The sequence below is a fragment of the Mycobacterium heidelbergense genome (assembly GCF_010730745.1).
In the GTDB taxonomy this organism is placed as follows: Bacteria; Actinomycetota; Actinomycetes; order Mycobacteriales; family Mycobacteriaceae; genus Mycobacterium; species Mycobacterium heidelbergense.
This window is the reverse complement of sequence record NZ_AP022615.1, coordinates 4,865,690-4,884,583: the sequence shown is the minus strand read 5'-3', so window position 1 is coordinate 4,884,583 and position 18,894 is coordinate 4,865,690. Positions and strand designations below refer to the sequence as shown.

Genomic DNA, 18,894 nt, shown 5'->3' with positions numbered 1-18,894 from the left:
CTGAGGCTGTCACTGCGGCAACCGAGTTTCGGCGGACAGCGGCCGCTGGGATGCCTTCGATGAGAATGGCGGGCGATGGTGAAACGGGTGTCCTGGACCGCGGTGGTGCCGGTGCTTGCCGTCGTCCTGCTGGCGGCGACGTGGGGCGAGCACCTCGGGCCCGTCCTGGTCACGGTCGAAGCGGCGGTGCTGATCGGCGCGGCGCTGGGCGCGGTCCATCACGCCGAGGTGGTCGCCCACCGCGTCGGCGAGCCGTTCGGGTCGTTGGTGCTGGCGGCCGCGGTGACGGTCATCGAGGTGGCCCTCATCGTCGAGCTGATGGCGTCCGGGGGCAACGAGGCGGCCACGCTGGCCAGGGACACCGCCTTCGCCGCCCTGATGATCACCACCAATGGGATCGCGGGTCTGTCGCTGTCGTGGGGTTCGCGCCGCTACGGCGTGACGCTGTTCAACGCCGAAGGCAGCGGCGCGGCGCTGGCCACGCTCACGACGCTGGCGACGCTGAGCCTGGCGTTGCCGGCGTTCACCACCAGCCACCGCGGCAAGGAGTTCTCGCCCGGTCAGCTCGCCTTCGCCGCGGTCGCCTCGCTGCTGCTGTACCTGCTGTTCGTCTTCACCCAGACCGTTCGGCATCGCGATTTTTTTCTGCCGATCGCCCAGAAGGGCCAAAAGCGGCTGTTCGCGGAGGACGAAAGCCACGCCGATCCCCCGAGCACCCGGTCGGCGCTGGTCAGCCTCGCGCTGCTGTTCGTCGCGTTGGTTGCCGTGGTGGGTCTGGCCGAACAGGAATCCCCGGCGGTCGAACGTCTGGTCACGGCGGCCGGCTTCCCGCAGACTTTCGTCGGGGTGGTGATCGCGACGCTGGTGCTGCTGCCCGAGACGCTCGCGGCGGTGCGTGCGGCGCGGCGGGGCCGCATCCAGACCAGCCTGAACCTGGCCTACGGGTCGGCGATGGCCAGCATTGGCCTGACCATCCCGGCCATCGCGCTGGCGAGCACCTGGCTGAAAGTGCCGCTGGTGCTCGGTCTGGAACCCACGCAACTGGTGCTGTTCGCGCTGACGGTCGTGATCAGCATGCTGACCGTGGTGCCCGGCCGGGCCACCCGGTTGCAGGGCGAGGTGCATCTGGTGCTGCTTGCCGCCTACGTGTTCCTCGCGATCGTCCCCTGACGGGCGTGGCGAGCAGACGCAGAATCGCACGATGCGCGGCCGCGCAGTGCGATTCTGCGTCTGCTCGCGGGCGGAGGGGTAGCCCCGCGGGGGGAGCGGTGGCTAGGCCGACGACCGGGCCCGCAGCGTCGCCAACGCCCTGTCGGCGTGGGTGTCCATGTTGAATTCGCTGGAGATCACGTCGAGCACCGTGCGATCGGTGTCGATGACAAAGGTCGTGCGCTTGACCGGCATCAGTCTCCCGAGCAGGCCGCGCTTGACACCGAACTGGGTGGCGACGGTGCCCTCGGTGTCCGACAGCAGCGGGTAGTCGAACTTCCGCAGGTCGGCGAACTTGGCCTGCTTCTCCACGGGGTCCGCGCTGATGCCGACGCGGTTGGCGCCGACCGCGGCGAATTCCGCCGCCAGGTCGCGGAAGTGACAGGCCTCCTTGGTGCAGCCGGGGGTCATCGCCGCCGGGTAGAAGAACAGGACCACCGGCCCGTCGGCAAGCAGGGCGCTGAGCTTGCGGGACGTTCCCGTCTGATCGGGAAGTTCGAAGTCGGCCACGGTGTCACCAGTCTTCATGGCCGCCAGGCTACGCCGGGGCCGATTCCCGCGAACGTGCGTGTCGGTGCGGCGACACGCCGCGCGGCCCGGCATTCTGCGCACGCTCACGCTGGCCCCGGAGTGAGGCACCACGTCTGCGAGGATGGTTCGGTGCATGACCACCTCGCCGCCACCACCTCACGGGAGGACTTCCGCCAGCTGGCGGCGGAGCACCGTGTGGTTCCGGTGACCCGCAAGGTCTTGGCCGACAGCGAGACGCCGCTGTCGGCTTACCGCAAGCTCGCGGCCAACCGGCCGGGCACGTTTCTGCTCGAGTCCGCCGAGAACGGCCGGTCCTGGTCGCGGTGGTCCTTCATCGGGGCGGGGGCGCCGTCGGCACTGACCGTGCGCGACGGCGAGGCGGTGTGGCTGGGCGCGGTGCCGTGGGATGCGCCCACCGGCGGCGACCCGCTGCACGCCCTGCGGGCGACCCTCGGGCTGCTGGCCACCGGCCCGTTGCATGGGCTGCCGCCGCTGTCGGGCGGCATGGTCGGCTTCTTCGCTTACGACCTGGTGCGGCGCCTGGAACGCCTGCCCGCACTGGCCATCGACGACCTTCGCCTGCCGGACATGTTGCTGTTGCTGGCCACCGACGTCGCGGCCGTCGACCACCACGAGGGCACCATCACGCTGATCGCCAACGCCGTGAACTGGAACGGCACCGACGAGCGGGTCGACGAGGCCTACGACGATGCGGTCGCCCGCCTGGACGTGATGACCGCCGCGCTGGGTCAGCCGCTGCCGTCGACGGTGGCCACGTTCAGCAGGCCCGAGCCCCGGAACCGGGCCCAGCGCACCGTCGAGGAATACGGCAAGATCGTCGACTACCTTGTCGAGCAGATCGCGGCCGGCGAAGCCTTTCAGGTGGTGCCGTCGCAGCGCTTCGAGATGGACACCGACGTCGACCCGATCGACGTGTACCGGATGCTGCGGGCGACCAATCCCAGCCCGTACATGTACCTGCTGCACGTGCCGAATGATGCTGGGGCAACGGACTTTTCGATCGTCGGATCCAGCCCCGAAGCGTTGGTCACCGTCGCCGACGGCTGGGCGACGACGCATCCGATCGCCGGGACCCGCTGGCGCGGGCAAACCGATGAAGAGGACCAGCTGCTGGAAAAGGAACTGCTCGCCGACGACAAGGAACGCGCCGAGCACCTGATGCTGGTCGACCTGGGCCGCAACGACCTGGGCCGGGTCTGCGCGCCGGGCACCGTGCGCGTCGAGGACTACAGCCACATCGAGCGCTACAGCCACGTGATGCACCTGGTATCCACGGTGACCGGGATGCTCGCCGAGGGCCGCACCGCGCTGGACGCGGTGACGGCCTGCTTCCCGGCCGGCACGCTGTCGGGCGCGCCCAAGGTGCGCGCGATGGAGCTGATCGAAGAGGTGGAAAAGACGCGCCGCGGCCTCTACGGCGGCGTCGTCGGCTACCTCGACTTCGCCGGCAACGCCGACTTCGCGATCGCCATCCGCACCGCGTTGATGCGCGACGGCACCGCCTACGTGCAGGCCGGCGGCGGGGTGGTGGCCGACTCCAACGGCCCCTACGAATACACCGAGGCCACCAACAAGGCGCGGGCGGTGCTCAACGCGATCGCCGCCGCCGAGACGCTGACCCCGCCGGACGCGGGCCCCCGTGGCTGAGACCCGCCGGGGCCGGCTGGCGATTCGGATAGCCCAGCTGCTGCTGGCGGTCGCCGCCGGCGCGCTGTGGGCGGCGTCGAGGCTGCCGTGGGTCGTCATCCGCTCGTTCGACGGGCTGGGCCAGCCCAAGGAGGTGACCCTGTCGGGCGCGTCCTGGTCGACGGCGCTGCTGCCGTTGGCGCTGCTCATGCTGGCCGCCGCCGTCGCGGCGCTCGCGGTGCGCGGCCGGCCGCTGCGGGCGCTGGCGGGCCTGCTGGCGGCGGCCAGCCTCGCGGTCGGCTATCTGGGGGTCAGCCTGTGGGTGATTCCGGACGTGGCGATGCGCGGCGCCGACCTGGCGCACGTCTCGGTGATGTCGCTGGTGGGAACCGAGCGGCGGTACTGGGGGGCGGGGCTGGCGGTCGCCGCGTCGGTGTGCACCCTGATCGCGGCCGTCCTGCTGATGCGGTCGGCCTCGGACTCCAGGTCGGCCCGCGAAAGCGCCACGAAATACGCCGCGCCGGCGACCCGTCGGTCCAATGTGCTACGCGAAGGCGCCGACGGCGCGATGCTGGAGCGACCGGAAACGCCGGAGATGTCGGAGCGGATGATATGGGATGCGCTTGACGAGGGACGCGACCCGACCGATCGGCCCCGCGGGTCTGACACCGAGGGTCGGTGACGGGCCGCGAGCCGACGGTCGCTACCCTTCATGGACGTCATCGAAACCGCCCGAGTGACGGCGTGGCAGTGGGTTGGGAGTGGGAGGAACGACAGGCATGAGTCCGGCGTCCGTGCTTGACTCCATCCTCGAGGGAGTCCGGGCCGACGTTGCCGCGCGCGAAGCCGTTATCAGCCTGCCCGAGATCAAAGCGGCCGCCGCCGCGGCGCCGCCACCGCTGGACGTGATGGCCGCCCTGCGCGAGCCCGGCATCGGCGTCATCGCCGAGGTCAAGCGCGCCAGTCCGTCGGCGGGTTCGTTGGCGCCCATTGCCGATCCGGCGAAGCTGGCCCGCGCCTACGAAGAGGGCGGCGCCCGGATCATCAGCGTCCTGACCGAGGAACGACGTTTCCGCGGCTCGCTCGACGACCTCGACGCGGTGCGTGCTTCCGTCTCAATTCCGTTGTTGCGCAAGGACTTTGTGGTGCAGCCCTACCAGATCCACGAGGCACGCGCGCACGGCGCCGACATGTTGTTGCTCATCGTCGCCGCGCTGGACCAGTCGGCGCTGGTGTCGATGCTGGACCGCACGGAATCGCTCGGTATGACGGCCCTCGTCGAAGTGCACACCGAGCAAGAGGCCGACCGGGCGCTGAGGGCGGGGGCCAACGTGATCGGCGTCAACGCCCGCGATCTCACGACGCTCGAGGTGGACCGGGATTGCTTCGCGCGCATCGCTCCCGGGCTGCCCAGCAACGTGATCAGGGTCGCCGAGTCCGGGGTCCGTGGCACCGGCGACCTACTGGCGTATGCCGGCGCGGGTGCCGACGCCGTATTGGTCGGTGAGGGTCTGGTCAAAAGCGGTGACCCGCGCGCGGCGGTTGCCGACCTGGTCACCGCGGGCACCCATCCGTCCTGCCCGAAACCGGCTCGCTAGCCGCCGATGAGCCGCCCGCGCGTTGAGCATTGGTGATGGTGGATCTGTCCCGCCCGGAGCTTCCGCTTTCGAGTGCGGCCATCGCCGAACCCACCCGCCACGACCCCGATCCGGGTGGTCATTTCGGCGTTTACGGTGGCCGCTACGTCGCCGAGGCGCTGATGGCGGTGATCGAGGAGGTCACCGCCGCCTACGACAAGGAACGCGTCAACCCGGATTTTCTGGACACGCTGGATAACCTGCAGGCCAACTACGCGGGCCGGCCCTCGCCGCTGTATGAGGCCGCCCGGCTGGGCGAGCACGCCGGCGGCGCGCGCATCTTCCTCAAGCGAGAAGACCTGAACCACACCGGCTCTCACAAGATCAACAACGTCCTTGGCCAGGCGTTGCTGGCTCAGAGGATGGGCAAGACCCGGGTGATCGCCGAGACCGGAGCCGGTCAGCACGGCGTCGCCACGGCCACCGCGTGCGCCCTGCTCGGCCTGGATTGCGTGATCTACATGGGCGCCGTCGACACCGAGCGCCAGGCGCTCAACGTGGCCCGGATGCGGCTGCTGGGCGCCGAGGTCGTCTCCGTCGAGAGCGGCTCGAAAACGCTCAAGGACGCGATCAACGAGGCCTTCCGGGATTGGGTCACCAACGCCGACAACACGTATTACTGCTTCGGCACCGCGGCCGGGCCCCACCCGTTTCCGACCATGGTGCGCGATTTTCAGCGCATCATCGGCCTGGAGACCCGGGTTCAGATCCGGGCACAGGCGGGCCGGTTGCCCGACGCGGTCACGGCGTGCGTCGGCGGCGGGTCCAACGCCATCGGGATCTTCCACGCGTTTATCGATGACCCCGGCGTGCGGCTGGTCGGATTCGAGGCCGCCGGCGACGGCGTCGAAACCGGCCGGCACGCCGCGACATTCACCGGCGGCTCACCCGGGGCTTTCCAGGGATCGTTCTCCTACCTGCTGCAGGACGAGGACGGTCAGACCATCGAATCCCATTCGATCTCGGCGGGTTTGGATTACCCGGGGGTGGGCCCCGAACACGCCTGGCTCAGGGAAACCGGACGCGCCGAATACCGGCCGATCACCGACGCCGAGGCGATGGACGCGTTCGGCCTGCTATGCCGCACCGAAGGCATCATCCCGGCCATCGAATCCGCGCACGCGGTCGCCGGTGCCCTCAAGCTGGGTGTCGAGCTGGGACGGGACGCGATCATCGTGGTGAACCTGTCGGGCCGCGGCGACAAGGACGTCGAGACGGCCGCGAAGTGGTTCGGGCTCCTGGACCGGGGCAAGCAATGACCGCAGCAAGTCGGCTGGGCCCAATCTTCGCCGCGTGCCGCAAGGACAATCGCGCGGCGCTCATCGGCTACCTGCCAACCGGATACCCCGACGTGCCCACCTCCGTGGACGCGATGACCGCGCTCGTCGAATCCGGTTGCGACATCATCGAAGTCGGGGTCCCCTATTCGGATCCGGGCATGGACGGCCCGACCATCGCCAGGGCGACCGAGGCCGCGCTGCGCGGGGGAGTGCGCGTCCGGGACACGCTGGCCGCCGTCGAGGCGATCGGCCTGGCAGGCGGACGCGCCGTGGTGATGACCTACTGGAATCCGGTGCTGCGCTACGGTGTTGACGCGTTCGCGCGGGACCTCGCGGCGGCCGGCGGGCACGGCCTGATCACTCCCGACCTCATCCCCGACGAAGCGGAACAGTGGCTGGCGGCATCGGAGGAGCATCGATTGGATCGCATATTCCTGGTGGCGCCGTCCTCGACGCCGCAGCGCCTGGTGGCCACGGTCGAGGCATCGCGCGGATTCGTCTACGCGGCATCGACGATGGGTGTCACCGGGGCGCGTGACGCGGTGTCGCAGGCGGCACCCGCATTGGTGAGCAGGGTGAGGGCGGTGTCCGACATACCCGTCGGCGTCGGGCTTGGGGTGCGGTCGCGGGAACAGGCCGCGCAGATCGGCAGCTACGCCGACGGCGTCATCGTCGGATCGGCGCTGGTGTCGGCGCTGGGCGACGGTGGTTTGCCCGCATTGCGCGCGCTGACCGGGGAACTGGCCGTCGGCGTGCGGCAAAGGGCGGCCGCCTCATGACGATGCCGCCGGTCTATTTCCCCAGCCCGCCACAGGGCGTATGGCACCTGGGGCCGTTGCCTATTCGCGCCTACGCGCTGTTCATCATCACCGGCATCGTGGTCTGCCTGGTGATCGGCGACCGGCGGTGGGAGGCCCGCGGTGGCCAGCGCGGCGTGATCTACGACATCGCGTTGTGGGCCGTGCCGTTCGGGCTGGTGGGCGGCCGGCTCTATCACCTGGCCACCGACTGGCGGACCTACTGGGGGCCGGGCGGCGCCGGGCTCGGTGCGGCGCTGCGGATCTGGGACGGCGGCCTGGGCATCTGGGGCGCGGTAGCCCTCGGGGGTGTCGGCGCGTGGATCGGCGTTCGGCGCCGCGGGATCCCGCTGCCGGCCTTCGCCGACGCGATCGCGCCGGGAATCATCCTGGCGCAGGCCATCGGTCGGCTCGGCAACTATTTCAACCAGGAACTCTACGGCAGGGAAACAACGATGCCGTGGGGCTTGGAGGTCTTCTACCGGCGAGACCCGTCCGGCTACGTCGACCCACATTCGCTCGACGGCGTCTCGACGGGGCAGGTCGCGTTCGTCGTGCAACCCACGTTCCTCTACGAATTGATTTGGAACGTCCTGGTTTTTGTCGCATTGATCTATGTGGACCGACGCTTCAGGCTGGGCCACGGGCGGCTGTTCGCGCTCTATGTGGCCGGCTACTGCATCGGGCGCTTCGGCGTCGAGCTGCTGCGCAACGACGCCGCCACACACATCGCCGGAATCCGGATCAACGTGTTCACATCGACGTTCGTGTTCATCGGGGCCGTGGTGTACATCATTTTGGCGCCGAAGGGCCGCGAGGATCCCGAGAGTCTGCGCGGCACCGATCACGTTGCCGACGAAACACCAGAGCCCGAGCCGGCGATCGTCGCTTCGGCCGCGGCGACGGCCGGGGCGGCCGCGTTTGGCGGCGGCGAAGGTGGCGACGAGGCCGAGGCCGAAGAGCCCGATGTCACGGAGGCGGAAGCCGCCGTGGCTGAGGCTGAAGCCGACGAGACCGAAGCGGCCAAGGCCGAAGGACCAGAAGCCGAAGCCGCAGAATCGGAGACCGAGATCGAGGCGTCGGAGGAGCAAGTCGACGAGGCCAAAACCGAAGTCCAGGAGGCCGAAGCCGAAGCCGAAGAGTCCGAAGTGGCCAAGACGGAGGAACCGGAGCTTCAAGCCCCAGAGCCTGAAGTCGAAGAGCCCGAGGCTGATTCAGAGTCATCGGGACCGGAAGGCGTGGCCGAAGAGGCCGCGCAAGACGACGCGGCAAGCGAATCGGGCTCCGACACGGAAGAGGTAGCCGACGAAACCCCCGTCGATGACGCGACGACATCGGACACTGGCGGCTCAACCCGGCGGCGATTCGGCTTCCGACTGAGGAACCGAGGGGTCCGCTAGTAACCCGTCCAGCGTTGGGTTGTGGCGCGAAAGGCGCGCTTTTCACACGACTGGTGGCGGCCCCAGGTGGATGTTGTGATCCCTTGTGTCACTTTGGTTTCAGTGGTCACATTGCGGTGATTCTTGTCAGTGGTGCTTCGTAGAGTTTGGGGTATGGGTTCGAGCACGCGCGAGGAGGTCCGGGAGGACTTTGATGTGCTGCGTGCGGCGGTGTCGCGTGTTATCGAGCATTCCTATGACGCGTTGACGACTCCCGAGCGGCTGGCGTTGCTGGAGCGCCTCGAACAGGAAACCCGCCGGCTGCGTGTGCCGGGGCATCAGTTGATCAATCAACTCGACGCCCAAGCCGGTGATGAGGAGTTGGGGGGCACGTTGCGTTCGGCGCTGGCCGACCGGCTACACATCACCAGGGCCGAGGCCGGTCGGCGGATCGGGGAAGCTAAAGATTTGGGGGAGCGTCGCGCCCTAACCGGAGAGTCTTTGGCGCCGCAACTGGGCGCCACCGCGACCGCCCAACGCCAGGGGCTCATCGGCCAGGGGCATATCACGGTGATCCGCAGCTTCTTCGCGCACCTGCCCGCCGAGGTGGACCTGTTCACTCGGGAGGCCGCCGAGGCCGATCTGGCCGACAAAGCTAGCCATTATCGCCCTGATGAGTTGGCCACATATGCCCGGCGGGTCATGGACTGGCTTCATCCCGACGGGGAATTCAACGATGCCGAACGCGCCCGCAGACGCGCCCTCACGGTCGGTAAGCAGGAATTCGACGGGATGTCACGGCTGAGCGGCTATTTGACCCCCGAGGCCCGAGCCACCATGGAGGCGGTGTTGGCCAAGCTGGCCGCCCCCGGCGCGTGCAACCCCGAGGATGACACCCCGGTCGTTGATGCGACACCGGGGGAGGAGGCGGTGCGCCGCGACACCCGCTCCCAGGCTCAGCGCAACCATGACGGTCTGTTGGCCGGGCTGCGCGCCCTGCTGGCCTCCGGCAAGCTGGGCCAGCACAACGGGTTGCCCGTGTCGATCGTCGTGACCACCACGCTCAAGGACCTGGAAGCCGGGGCGGGCAAGGCCCACACCGGGGGCGGCTCGCTGCTGCCCCTCAGTGATGTGATTCGCATGGCCAGCCACGCGCATCACTACCTGGCCCTTTTCGACAACGCCAAACCGCTGGCGCTGTATCACACCAAACGATTCGCCTCCCCCGCCCAGCGCATCATGCTCTACGCCAAAGACAGAGGATGCACCAAGCCGGGCTGTACCGCACCGGCCTACCACAGCCAAGTCCACCACGTGCGCGGCTGGCAGAACACCCGGCGCACCCACATCAACGACCTCGCCCTGGCCTGCGGCCCCGATAACCGCCTCGCCGAAGAGGGCTGGACCACCCGCACCAACGCCCACGGCGACACCGAATGGATCCCCCCACCCCACCTCGACCACGGACAACCACGAACCAACCCCTTCCACCACCCAGAACGATTCCACCACCACAACGACGAAGACCCGTAGCCCGCAAGATAGCCAGACCGACCTTCGGTGGAAGCTTCGTGGATCTGGCATGCTGAAAAACGTGACCAACCAGCCCCGGCTCGGTGCGCATCGTCATCACCGCTACACCGCGGCGGCCACCGGCGTGGCGCTGGCCGGCGCGCTCGGCTATGTCGGTCTGGTCGACCCGCACAACACGAATTCGGTGTACCCGCTGTGCCCGTTCAAATGGCTCACCGGCTGGAACTGCCCCTTCTGCGGTGGGCTTCGGATGACCCATGACCTGCTGCACGGTGACCTGGCGGCCAGCATCAACGACAACGTCTTCCTGCTGCTGGGCATCCCGATGCTGGCCGGATGGATCCTGATTCGCCGCCGCCACGGTCACTCGTCGCTGCCGATACCGGCGACTGTGACGCTCGTCATCGTGGCGGCAGCGTGGACGGTGCTGCGCAATCTTCCTGGCTTTCCGTTGGTGCCGACCGTTCTCGGCGGGTAGCCGGGGTGCGTCGAATCGGTGAACTCGGGCTGCCGTGATCCCGCACGACTATGCTGGTTCGGCGTGAGTAGACGCGGGAAGATCGTCTGCACCCTTGGCCCTGCAACTAATTCCGACGAGCTGATTCTGGCGCTGGTAGAGGCCGGAATGGACGTCGCTCGAATGAACTTCAGTCACGGCGACCACGCCGATCACAAGGCCGCCTACGACCGGGTGCGGGCGGCGTCGGACGCGACGGGCCGTGCGGTCGGGGTGCTCGCCGACCTGCAGGGTCCCAAGATCCGGCTGGGGCGCTTCGCCACGGGGCCCACGTTCTGGGCCGACGGTGAAACCATCCGGATCACCGCCGCCGACTGCGAAGGCAGCCATGACCGGGTGTCGACCACGTACAAAAGGCTGGCCAGGGACGCCGCGGTCGGCGACCGGGTCCTGGTCGACGACGGCAAGGTCGGGCTGGTGGTCGACGACATCGACGGCGACGACGTGATCTGCACCGTCGTCGAGGGCGGTCCGGTCAGCAACAACAAGGGCATGTCGCTGCCGGGCATGAACGTGTCCGCACCGGCCTTGTCGGACAAGGACATCGACGATCTCAACTTCGCGCTCGACCTTGGTGTCGACCTGGTCGCGCTGTCCTTCGTGCGGTCGCCGTCCGACGTTGAGCTGGTGCACGAGGTGATGGATCGGATCGGGCGGCGGGTGCCGGTGATCGCCAAGCTGGAGAAGCCAGAAGCCGTCGACAATCTCGAAGCGATCGTGCTGGCCTTTGACGGCATCATGGTGGCGCGTGGCGACCTGGGTGTCGAGCTGCCGCTGGAAGAGGTTCCGCTGGTGCAGAAGCGGGCCATCCAGATGGCCAGGGAGAACGCCAAACCCGTCATCGTGGCGACCCAGATGCTCGACTCGATGATCGAAAACTCGCGGCCGACGCGGGCCGAGGCCTCCGATGTGGCCAATGCCGTGCTCGACGGCGCCGACGCGCTGATGCTGTCGGGGGAGACCTCGGTGGGGAAACATCCGCTGGCGGCCGTGCGGACGATGTCGCGGATCGTGTGCGCGGTCGAGGAGAACTCCACCGCGGCCCCGCCGTTGGCCCACGTGCCGCGCACCAAGCGCGGGGTCATCTCCTACGCCGCCCGCGACATCGGCGAGCGGCTCGACGCCAAGGCCCTGGTCGCGTTCACCCAATCCGGCGACACCGTGAAGCGACTGGCGCGCCTGCACACCCCGCTGCCGCTGCTCGCCTTCACCGCGTGGCCCGAGGTGCGCAGCCAGCTCGCCATGACGTGGGGCACCGAGACGTTCATCGTCCCGATGATGACCTCGACCGACGGCATGATCCGCCAGGTCGACAAGTCGCTGCTCGAACTGGGTCGCTACAAGCGCGGCGACCTGGTGGTCATCGTCGCCGGCGCACCGCCTGGCACAGTAGGCTCGACCAACCTGATCCATGTGCACCGGATCGGCGAGGACGACGTCTAGCCCGGCGACGATGCGGGCCGCGCAGCGGCCTGAGGCGGAGTCGGGCGATTTAACCAGCCCAGAGGAGAGCTTGTGCCGGTCGGCTGTGAGGCCCAGGAGCCGAACGCCCGAGATTTCGACGAACTGCTGGCGATACTCGACCTCAACCGCGCCGCCGACGACCTGTTCATCGGAACCCATCCCAGCAAGAACCCGATGCGGACCTTCGGCGGGCAGCTCATGGCGCAATCGTTCGTGGCCAGCAGCCGCACGCTGAAGAGGGACGACCTGCCGCCCAGCGCGCTGTCGGTGCACTTCATCAACGGTGGCGACACCGCCAAGGACATCGAATTCCACGTGGTGCGGCTGCGCGACGAGCGGCGCTTCGCCAATCGGCGCGTCGACGCGGTGCAGGGCGGCGTGCTGTTGTCCTCGGCGATGATCTCGTACATGTCCGGCGGCGCCGGCCTCGAGCACGCCGTCGAGCCGCCGCCGGTGCCGCAGCCTGATACGCGGCCATCGATCGGCGAGTTGTTGCGCGGCTACGAGGAAACCGTCCCGCACTTCGTCAACGCCCTGCAGCCGATCGAGTGGCGCTACACCAACGACCCGGCCTGGGTGATGCGGGACAAGGGTGAGCGGCTTGCCCACAACAGGGTCTGGGTCAAGGCGCTGGGCTCGATGCCCGACGATCCGGTGCTGCACACCGCGACCATGGTGTATTCCTCCGATACCACGGTGCTGGACTCGGTCATCACCACCCATGGGCTGTCGTGGGGGTTCGACCGCATCTTTGCCGCGTCCGCCAACCATTCCGTGTGGTTTCACCGGCAGGTCAACTTCGACGACTGGGTGCTGTATTCGACGTCGTCGCCGGTGGCCGCCGATTCGCGTGGGCTCGGCACCGGGCATTTCTTCGATCGCTCCGGGCACGTCATCGCCACGGTGGTGCAAGAAGGCCTGCTGAAATACTTTCCGCCGCCTCGCCGATAGACAGTGGACGGGATACCCGCAGGATTTCGGCCCGGCACGGCCGCGATCAGGCGTAAGTTCCTATCAGCCGGGTATTCGATGCAGAGGCGGCAGACGGCCGCCCCGCTGCTTGCCAGCGCATCGGGAGGTGAGAGTGAACGGGCCGCCGGTCGACGTCGTAGCGAAGTCCCGCGCGCGCGAACGCGTTGTCGTGCACGTCGATTCGCTCGCGGCGCGGTGGATCGGGGCGTTGGCCTTGATTTGCGCGGCGGGTTGGCTCATCGTCGTGCTTGCCCGCCACCACCACCAGCCGGAATGGCAATACACCGGCCGGCTGGGCTGGTCGCTGACGATTCTGGGTGCGGTGGCGTTCATCGCTCGCGGTATCTTCCTGGGCCGCCCGGTGACGGCGATGCACGCAGCGGCCGCCGCCTTTTTCGTGCTGGCGGGCTTCGGCTCCCACGTGTTGTCCTTCGACCTGCTGGCCGACGGGCTGATCGTCGGCTCGGGGATGGCGCTGATGTGGCCGACGTCGGCGCATCCGCGACCCGAGGACCTGCCCCGGATGTGGGCGTTGATCAATGCCACCAGCGACGACCCGTTGGCGCCGTTCGCCATGCAGACGGGCAAGTGCTACCACTTCACCGCGGACGGCCGTGCCGCGCTGGCGTATCGGACACGGTTGGGATACGCCGTGGTCGGCGGGGATCCCGTCGGCGACGAAGGTGAGTTCCCCGAGTTGGTCGCCGACTTCGCCGCCACATGTCACACCCATGGCTGGCGAATCGCGGTGGTGGGTTGCGGCGAGCGGCGACTCGAGCTGTGGAGCGACCCGGCGGTGCTCGGCCAATCGCTGCGGGCGATACCGATCGGCCGCGACGTCGTCGTCGACGTGTCCGGCTTTGAGATGGTGGGCCGCAAGTTCCGCAACCTGCGCCAGGCGGTCAAGCGCACCCACAACTCCGGCATCACCACCGAGATCGTGGCGGAGCAGGGACTCGACGATCGCCGGCTCGCGGAGCTGGCCGACGTGGTGCGGGCGTCGCCCAGCGGCGCGCACACCGATCGCGGCTTCTACATGAATCTCGACGGCGTGCTGGAGGGCCGATTTCCCGGAATACGGCTGATCATCGCGAGGGACGCCACGGGACGGGTGCAGGGTTTCCACCGGTATGCGACCGCCGGTGGCGGCGCCGACATCACCCTCGACGTCCCGTGGCGTCGCCGCGGGGCGCCCAACGGGATCGACGAGCGACTCAGCGTCGACATGATCATGGCCGCCAAAGAGGCTGGGGCGCAACGGGTGTCGCTCTCGTTCGCGGCGTTCCCGGAGATCTTCGAGGACAAGGACCGCGGCCGGCTGCAGCGCGTCTTCTACCGCTCGATCCATATCCTCGACCCGCTGATCGCGCTGGAGTCGTTGTACCGATACGTGCGCAAGTTCCACGCGATGGACGGGCGGCGCTACGCGCTGATCTCGATGACCCAGCTGCTTCCCCTGGTGTTCGTGCTGTTGACGCTGGAGTTCCTGCCGCGCCGGCGACACCTCTGAGCGAACGCCTATCCGACGTGCAGTTGGCGACAGCCAACCCCTTCGGGCAGGTGGTGGGTCGCCACCACAACGGTTCTCTGCTCGGGCATCAGCCGCGAGTCCTGCCCCAGCAGATCGCGGAGGATCCGTTCGGCATCGGCCGCGTCGAGGTGTTCGGTCGGCTCGTCGAGCAGCACGATCCGGGCGGGGGAGATCATGGCCCGAGCCAGCAGCAACCTCCTGCGCTGGCCCGCCGAAAGCGCTTGCGCGCCACCGGTCAACACCGTCGACAGGCCTTCGGGCAGGCTCTCGAGCCACCCGCCGAGGCCGACGGCACGCAGCGCCGCCGTCACCTCGCCGTCGCCGCAGTCCCCGCGGGCCACCAGCATGTTGTCGCGGACGGTGGTGGCGAAGACGTGCGCGTCCTCCGCGAAAAAGCTGACGGCGCGGTGTAATTCGTCCTCGTCGAACCGGGCCAGGTCGGTTCCGTCCAGCAGCACCCGCCCGTCGAGCGGGGGCATCAGCCCGGCGAGCGTCATCAGCAGCGTCGTCTTACCCGAACCGCTGGCCCCGGTGACGGCCAGCCGGGCGCCCGGCGGCAGGTCGAGTTCAACCCGGATCGGCCGCGCCGCGCCCGCGTGACCCGAACGGACATCGACGGATAGGCGCCCGCGGCCAACGGGTCTCGCCGGCTTGTGGGGTTCGGTCGCGCGGTCGGGCGGAACCAGCTCCAGCAGGCGACGCGCGGCGATCCGCGACCGCGTCAGCTGGACGGCGGCGGCCGGCAGGGGCGTCGTTGCCTCGAACGCGGACAGCGGCAACAACATCAGGATGGCCAGCGTGGTGGGCGCGACCGTGTGCGCCAACCCGATCCCGGCCGCCACCGCGCCGAGCACGCTGGCCCCGATCGCCGCCGTCGGCATCGCCTCGGCGATGGCGGCTGGCCTGGCGGCGGCGTCCAGGGCGTCGCCCCAACCATGGTGGCGGCGTTGCGATTCGGCGATGACATTGGGCAGTGCGCCGGCGACGCGAAGCTCCGGCGCGTGTTCGAGGGCGATCATCGCCGCGGTGTCCCGGTCGGAATGGTGTTGGCGGGCAACCGCCTCCTGCGTGGCGGCGGCCCTGCCGGCCAGCCGGGGAGCGACGAGGCCGGCGATCAACAGGCAGATCGCCAGCACCGTGGCGGCCGGCAGCGAAATGGCCGCGACCACCGCGGTCGCCGCCAGCCCGAGCACCGCCGCGACGCCGATCGGCACCACGGCGCGCACCAACACGTTGGCCAGCTCGTCGACGTCGGCGCCGACGCGTGCCACCAGCTCGCCGCTGTGCAGCCGGACGGCGGCCGACGCCGATCCGTGGGCCAGCCGACGGTAGATCTCCGAGCGGGCGGTGCCGGCCGCGCGCAGGGCGGTGTCGTGGGTGGCCAGCCGCTCGCAGTAGTGCAACACGCCCCGCGAAATCGCGAACGTGCGCACGGCGACGACCGCGACCGACAGGTCCAGTACGGGCGGCATCTGCCAGGCCCGCGTGATCAGCCACGCCGAGAAACCGGCCAGCGCCAGCGCGCTGCCCAGCGACAGCACCCCCAGCGCGATGGCCGCCAGGAGCCGTGGTAGCCGTGGGCGCAGCAGGCTTGCGACGGCTGCGGCGTTTTGGCGGCGACCCGCTTCGCCCGGCTTCGCCGCGCTTGCGATCGCCGCTGCGGCGTTGTCAGACCGCGGCATGATGCACCCCGGCCTCCGCGGTCACCTCGACCACCCGGTCGCCGATCGCGATGACGGGCTCGCGGTGGCCGACGACGACCACGGTCGCCCCGCCGCGTGCGCGCTCGACGATGGCCCGCAACACCCGCGCCTCGGTGCGGGCGTCCAGGTGCGCGGTGGGCTCGTCGAGCAGCAGGACGGCGGCCGCCGAGCCGAGCGCCCGGGCAAGGCCCAGGCGTTGTCGTTGCCCGAGCGACAACCCGACGCCGCCGCGCCCGAGCGCGGTATCCACCCCATCGGGCAGCTCGGCTAGCACCGTGTCGAAACCGGATGCGGCACAAGCTGTTTCAAGGTTCGGCGGATCGCCCAGCAACGCGAGGTTGTCGCGCACGGTGCCCGGGACCAGCACGGGGCGTTGCGGCAGCCAGGACACCTGCCGCCACCACGCGGCCGGATCGAGGTCGGCGACGTCGACTCCGGCCACGGTGACCCGGCCCGACGACGGCTCGGCGAGCCCGGCGATCGCCTGCAGCGTGGTGCTCTTGCCGGCGCCGTTGCACCCGGTCAGCACCGTCACCTGACCGGGCTGGATCACCGCGGTGAGCTCGCGTGGCGCTCGGCCGTCGCGGCCCGCCACGCTGAGCCCGTCGAGGCGGATCTCCGCGCCGCGCGCGGCCACCGTCCGGTTTCGGACCCTCGGGACGGCCGGCTCGCCGATGAGGGCGAACGCCTTGTCGGCGGCGGTCCGGCCGTCTTGGGCGGCATGGAATTCGACGCCGATCCGACGCAGCGGCCAGTACACATCCGGCGCCAGCAGCAGCACCGTCAGGCCGGTCGTCAGGGTCATCTCGCCGAACACCAGGCGAAGACCGATCCCCACCGCGATCAGCGCCACGCCCAGCGTGGCCAGCAATTCGAGCACCAGCGCCGACAGGAATGCGATCCGCAGCGTCGCCATCGCCGAACGTCGATGGGCGGCAGCGAGTTCGGCGATGCGGTGTTCCGGGCCGCGGCCGCGGCCCAGCGCCCGCAGCGTCGGGATACCGGCGATCAGGTCCAGCAATCGCGCCTGCAGCGTCGTCATCGCGTCCAGCGCCGCCGCGGATCGGTCGGCCGTCGCCAGCCCGATCAGCACCATGAAGACCGGTATCAGCGGCAGGGTGACCACCACGATGACCACCGATTTGAGGTCGTAGAGGGCGATCACCGCGACGGTCGCCGGGGTCAGGATCGCGGCGAGCAGCAGCGTGGGCAGGTATCCGGTGAAGTAGGGACGCAACCCGTCCAGGCCCCGGGTGACCACCACCGCGGCGGCATCACTCTGAGCCGCCAGTTCGCGGGGCTGCCGCGCGGTCACCGCCGCCAGTACCTGGCCGTTGAGGTCGGCGATGACCGCGCTGGCCCCGCGTTGACCCAGGCGCGCCTGAAGCCAGTGCGTCACCGTGCGGACAACCCACAGTGCCAATAGGATTGACACGGGTACAAGCCAGGCCCGCGGACTCAGCTGGACATCGCCGACGACGCGGGCGACGACGGTCGCCAGCACGATCGCCGAACCGATCGCACAACCGGAGATCACCACACCGCAGCCCACCGTGGCGGCCAGGTAGCGTCGCAACGCGGCCGACGCCCGCCACAGCCGCGGGTCCACGGGCGCCCGCGACGCCGTCACGCTCAGGGCGCGCGCCTCGCCAGGCCGATCGGCGGCGGTATCCGGTCGGACGAGATCCGTTGCCGGAACACCCAATACGTCCACGCCTGGTATACCACCGTCACCGGAGCCATGATCCCCGTCACCCAGGTCATGATCTTGAGCGTGTAGGGGGTCGACGAAGCGTTGTAGATCGTCACGCTCCACTGCGTGTTCAGCGTCGAGGGGACCAGGTTCGGGTACAGCGCGCCGAACAACAGGATCACCACGGCCGCGACGACCAGGGCGGTGCACGCGAACGCCCACCCATCGGATGCGCGCCGCCACACCAACAGCACCACCGCCAGCTGCGCGACCACCGCGACCCCCAGGACCAGCCAGGTCCAGCCCTTGCCGTGCGCCAGCTGCGTCCAAAGCCCAAAGGCCGCAACCAGCCCGGTCACCGGGAGCGACAACCACACCGCGAATCGATGCGCGTCGTCGCGGATCGGGCCCGAGGTCTTTAGGGCGACGAACACCGCGCCGTAGAGTAAGAACAGCCCGGCGGTGGCCAAACCGCCCAGCAGCGTGTAGGCGTTGAGCACGTCGGTGATCGACAAGTGGACGTGGCCACCGGCGTCCACCGGCAGCCCGCGGACCAGGATGGCGAACGCCACTCCCCACAACACGGCGGGCAGCCACGACCCGGCGGCGATGCCGAAATCGGCCCAGCCGCGCCACTTCGTGTCGTCGATCTTGCCGCGCCACTCGATCGCCACGGCGCGCAGGATCATGCCGAACAGGATCGCCAGCAGCGGCAGGTAGAGCGTGGAGAACACGGTGGCGTACCACCCGGGAAACGCGGCGAACATCGCCGCGCCGCCGGTGATCAGCCAGACCTCGTTGCCGTCCCACACCGGCCCGATGGTGTTGAGCACCGTGCGGCGGTGCTGTTCCGGTTGGTCGGTGCCGATGCGGGCGAACGGCTCCATCAGCATGCCCACGCCGAAGTCGAAGCCCTCCAGGATGAAGAAACCGAGGAACAGCATCCCGATGATGCCGAACCACAACTGCTGCAGTCCCACCGGTCAGCTCCTTTCCGGGTC

General features: G+C 69.2%; 16 protein-coding genes. 12 read left to right on the top strand and 4 right to left on the bottom strand.

Translation table 11 applies throughout. The features are described from left to right. Positions 1–75 precede the first annotated feature (75 nt). Complete coding sequence (locus tag G6N25_RS22720) at positions 76–1,170, top strand: calcium:proton antiporter (protein WP_083074761.1); 1,095 nt, start codon at positions 76–78, stop codon at positions 1,168–1,170. A 102-nt stretch (positions 1,171–1,272) separates the two neighbouring features. Here the strand turns inward: G6N25_RS22720 and G6N25_RS22715 are convergent, their stop codons facing one another. Beyond that, positions 1,273–1,737, bottom strand: a complete 465-nt coding sequence (locus G6N25_RS22715; RefSeq protein WP_083074759.1) for a peroxiredoxin — start codon at positions 1,735–1,737, stop codon at positions 1,273–1,275. Between the two features lie 132 nt (positions 1,738–1,869). Between G6N25_RS22715 and G6N25_RS22710 the strand changes: the two genes are divergently transcribed. The 11 genes from G6N25_RS22710 to G6N25_RS22660 all read left to right on the top strand — a co-directional run bounded on the left by G6N25_RS22710 (position 1,870) and on the right by G6N25_RS22660 (position 14,476). Further along, positions 1,870–3,408 (top strand): anthranilate synthase component I, encoded by a 1,539-nt coding sequence (locus G6N25_RS22710; protein WP_083074758.1) that lies wholly within the window; start codon positions 1,870–1,872, stop codon positions 3,406–3,408. After that, a complete protein-coding gene (locus G6N25_RS22705) occupies positions 3,401–4,069 on the top strand; it encodes a TIGR02234 family membrane protein (RefSeq protein WP_083074756.1) in 669 nt (222 codons plus the stop codon). Before G6N25_RS22710 ends, G6N25_RS22705 begins: the two co-directional genes overlap by 8 nt. A gap of 97 nt (positions 4,070–4,166) precedes the next feature. Continuing rightward, positions 4,167–4,985: an indole-3-glycerol phosphate synthase TrpC gene (gene trpC, locus G6N25_RS22700; protein WP_083074754.1), complete on the top strand. Its 819-nt coding sequence runs from the start codon at positions 4,167–4,169 to the stop codon at positions 4,983–4,985. 32 nt (positions 4,986–5,017) lie between these two features. Next, positions 5,018–6,283 carry a tryptophan synthase subunit beta gene (trpB, locus tag G6N25_RS22695; protein WP_179961691.1) on the top strand — a complete coding sequence of 422 codons (1,266 nt, stop codon included), beginning with the start codon at positions 5,018–5,020 and terminating at the stop codon, positions 6,281–6,283. After that, a complete protein-coding gene (gene trpA, locus G6N25_RS22690) occupies positions 6,280–7,083 on the top strand; it encodes a tryptophan synthase subunit alpha (RefSeq protein WP_083074751.1) in 804 nt (267 codons plus the stop codon). The genes trpB and trpA overlap by 4 nt, the downstream gene beginning before the upstream one ends. Then, a complete protein-coding gene (locus G6N25_RS22685) occupies positions 7,080–8,501 on the top strand; it encodes a prolipoprotein diacylglyceryl transferase (RefSeq protein WP_083074750.1) in 1,422 nt (473 codons plus the stop codon). The genes trpA and G6N25_RS22685 overlap by 4 nt, the downstream gene beginning before the upstream one ends. 153 nt (positions 8,502–8,654) lie before the next feature. After that, positions 8,655–10,013 carry an HNH endonuclease signature motif containing protein gene (locus G6N25_RS22680; RefSeq protein ID WP_163672545.1) on the top strand — a complete coding sequence of 453 codons (1,359 nt, stop codon included), beginning with the start codon at positions 8,655–8,657 and terminating at the stop codon, positions 10,011–10,013. A gap of 49 nt (positions 10,014–10,062) precedes the next feature. Further along, positions 10,063–10,491: a DUF2752 domain-containing protein gene (locus G6N25_RS22675; RefSeq protein ID WP_083075255.1), complete on the top strand. Its 429-nt coding sequence runs from the start codon at positions 10,063–10,065 to the stop codon at positions 10,489–10,491. Between the two features lie 63 nt (positions 10,492–10,554). Beyond that, the gene (pyk, locus tag G6N25_RS22670; protein ID WP_083075257.1) at positions 10,555–11,973 is read left to right on the top strand and encodes a pyruvate kinase; all 1,419 of its coding nucleotides are present in this window, start codon (positions 10,555–10,557) and stop codon (positions 11,971–11,973) included. 72 nt (positions 11,974–12,045) lie between these two features. Then, positions 12,046–12,945 (top strand): acyl-CoA thioesterase II, encoded by a 900-nt coding sequence (locus G6N25_RS22665; RefSeq protein ID WP_083075259.1) that lies wholly within the window; start codon positions 12,046–12,048, stop codon positions 12,943–12,945. Between the two features lie 133 nt (positions 12,946–13,078). After that, the gene (locus G6N25_RS22660) at positions 13,079–14,476 is read left to right on the top strand and encodes a bifunctional lysylphosphatidylglycerol flippase/synthetase MprF (protein ID WP_083075261.1); all 1,398 of its coding nucleotides are present in this window, start codon (positions 13,079–13,081) and stop codon (positions 14,474–14,476) included. 8 nt (positions 14,477–14,484) lie between these two features. Here the strand turns inward: G6N25_RS22660 and cydC are convergent, their stop codons facing one another. The 3 genes from cydC to cydB all read right to left on the bottom strand — a co-directional run bounded on the left by cydC (position 14,485) and on the right by cydB (position 18,873). Beyond that, complete coding sequence (gene cydC, locus G6N25_RS22655; protein WP_083075263.1) at positions 14,485–16,179, bottom strand: thiol reductant ABC exporter subunit CydC; 1,695 nt, start codon at positions 16,177–16,179, stop codon at positions 14,485–14,487. Next, a complete protein-coding gene (gene cydD / locus G6N25_RS22650) occupies positions 16,166–17,752 on the bottom strand; it encodes a thiol reductant ABC exporter subunit CydD (protein WP_232065987.1) in 1,587 nt (528 codons plus the stop codon). Before cydD ends, cydC begins: the two co-directional genes overlap by 14 nt. Before the next feature lie 80 nt (positions 17,753–17,832). After that, positions 17,833–18,873, bottom strand: coding sequence for a cytochrome d ubiquinol oxidase subunit II (gene cydB / locus G6N25_RS22645; RefSeq protein ID WP_083075265.1), 1,041 nt, complete (start codon positions 18,871–18,873; stop codon positions 17,833–17,835). Between the last annotated feature and the right edge of the window lie 21 nt (positions 18,874–18,894).

Excerpts from the sequence above, each read along its gene's own strand:
- G6N25_RS22680 (WP_163672545.1), top strand. The coding sequence starts at position 8,655 with ATGGGTTCGAGCACGCGCGAGGAGGTCCGGGAGGACTTTGATGTGCTG.
- G6N25_RS22685 (WP_083074750.1), top strand. The coding sequence starts at position 7,080 with ATGACGATGCCGCCGGTCTATTTCCCCAGCCCGCCACAGGGCGTATGG.
- G6N25_RS22715 (WP_083074759.1), bottom strand. The coding sequence starts at position 1,737 with ATGAAGACTGGTGACACCGTGGCCGACTTCGAACTTCCCGATCAGACG.
- G6N25_RS22675 (WP_083075255.1), top strand. The coding sequence starts at position 10,063 with ATGCTGAAAAACGTGACCAACCAGCCCCGGCTCGGTGCGCATCGTCAT.
- trpC (WP_083074754.1), top strand. The coding sequence starts at position 4,167 with ATGAGTCCGGCGTCCGTGCTTGACTCCATCCTCGAGGGAGTCCGGGCC.
- trpA (WP_083074751.1), top strand. The coding sequence starts at position 6,280 with ATGACCGCAGCAAGTCGGCTGGGCCCAATCTTCGCCGCGTGCCGCAAG.
- cydC (WP_083075263.1), bottom strand. The coding sequence starts at position 16,179 with ATGCCGCGGTCTGACAACGCCGCAGCGGCGATCGCAAGCGCGGCGAAG.
- G6N25_RS22720 (WP_083074761.1), top strand. The coding sequence starts at position 76 with ATGGTGAAACGGGTGTCCTGGACCGCGGTGGTGCCGGTGCTTGCCGTC.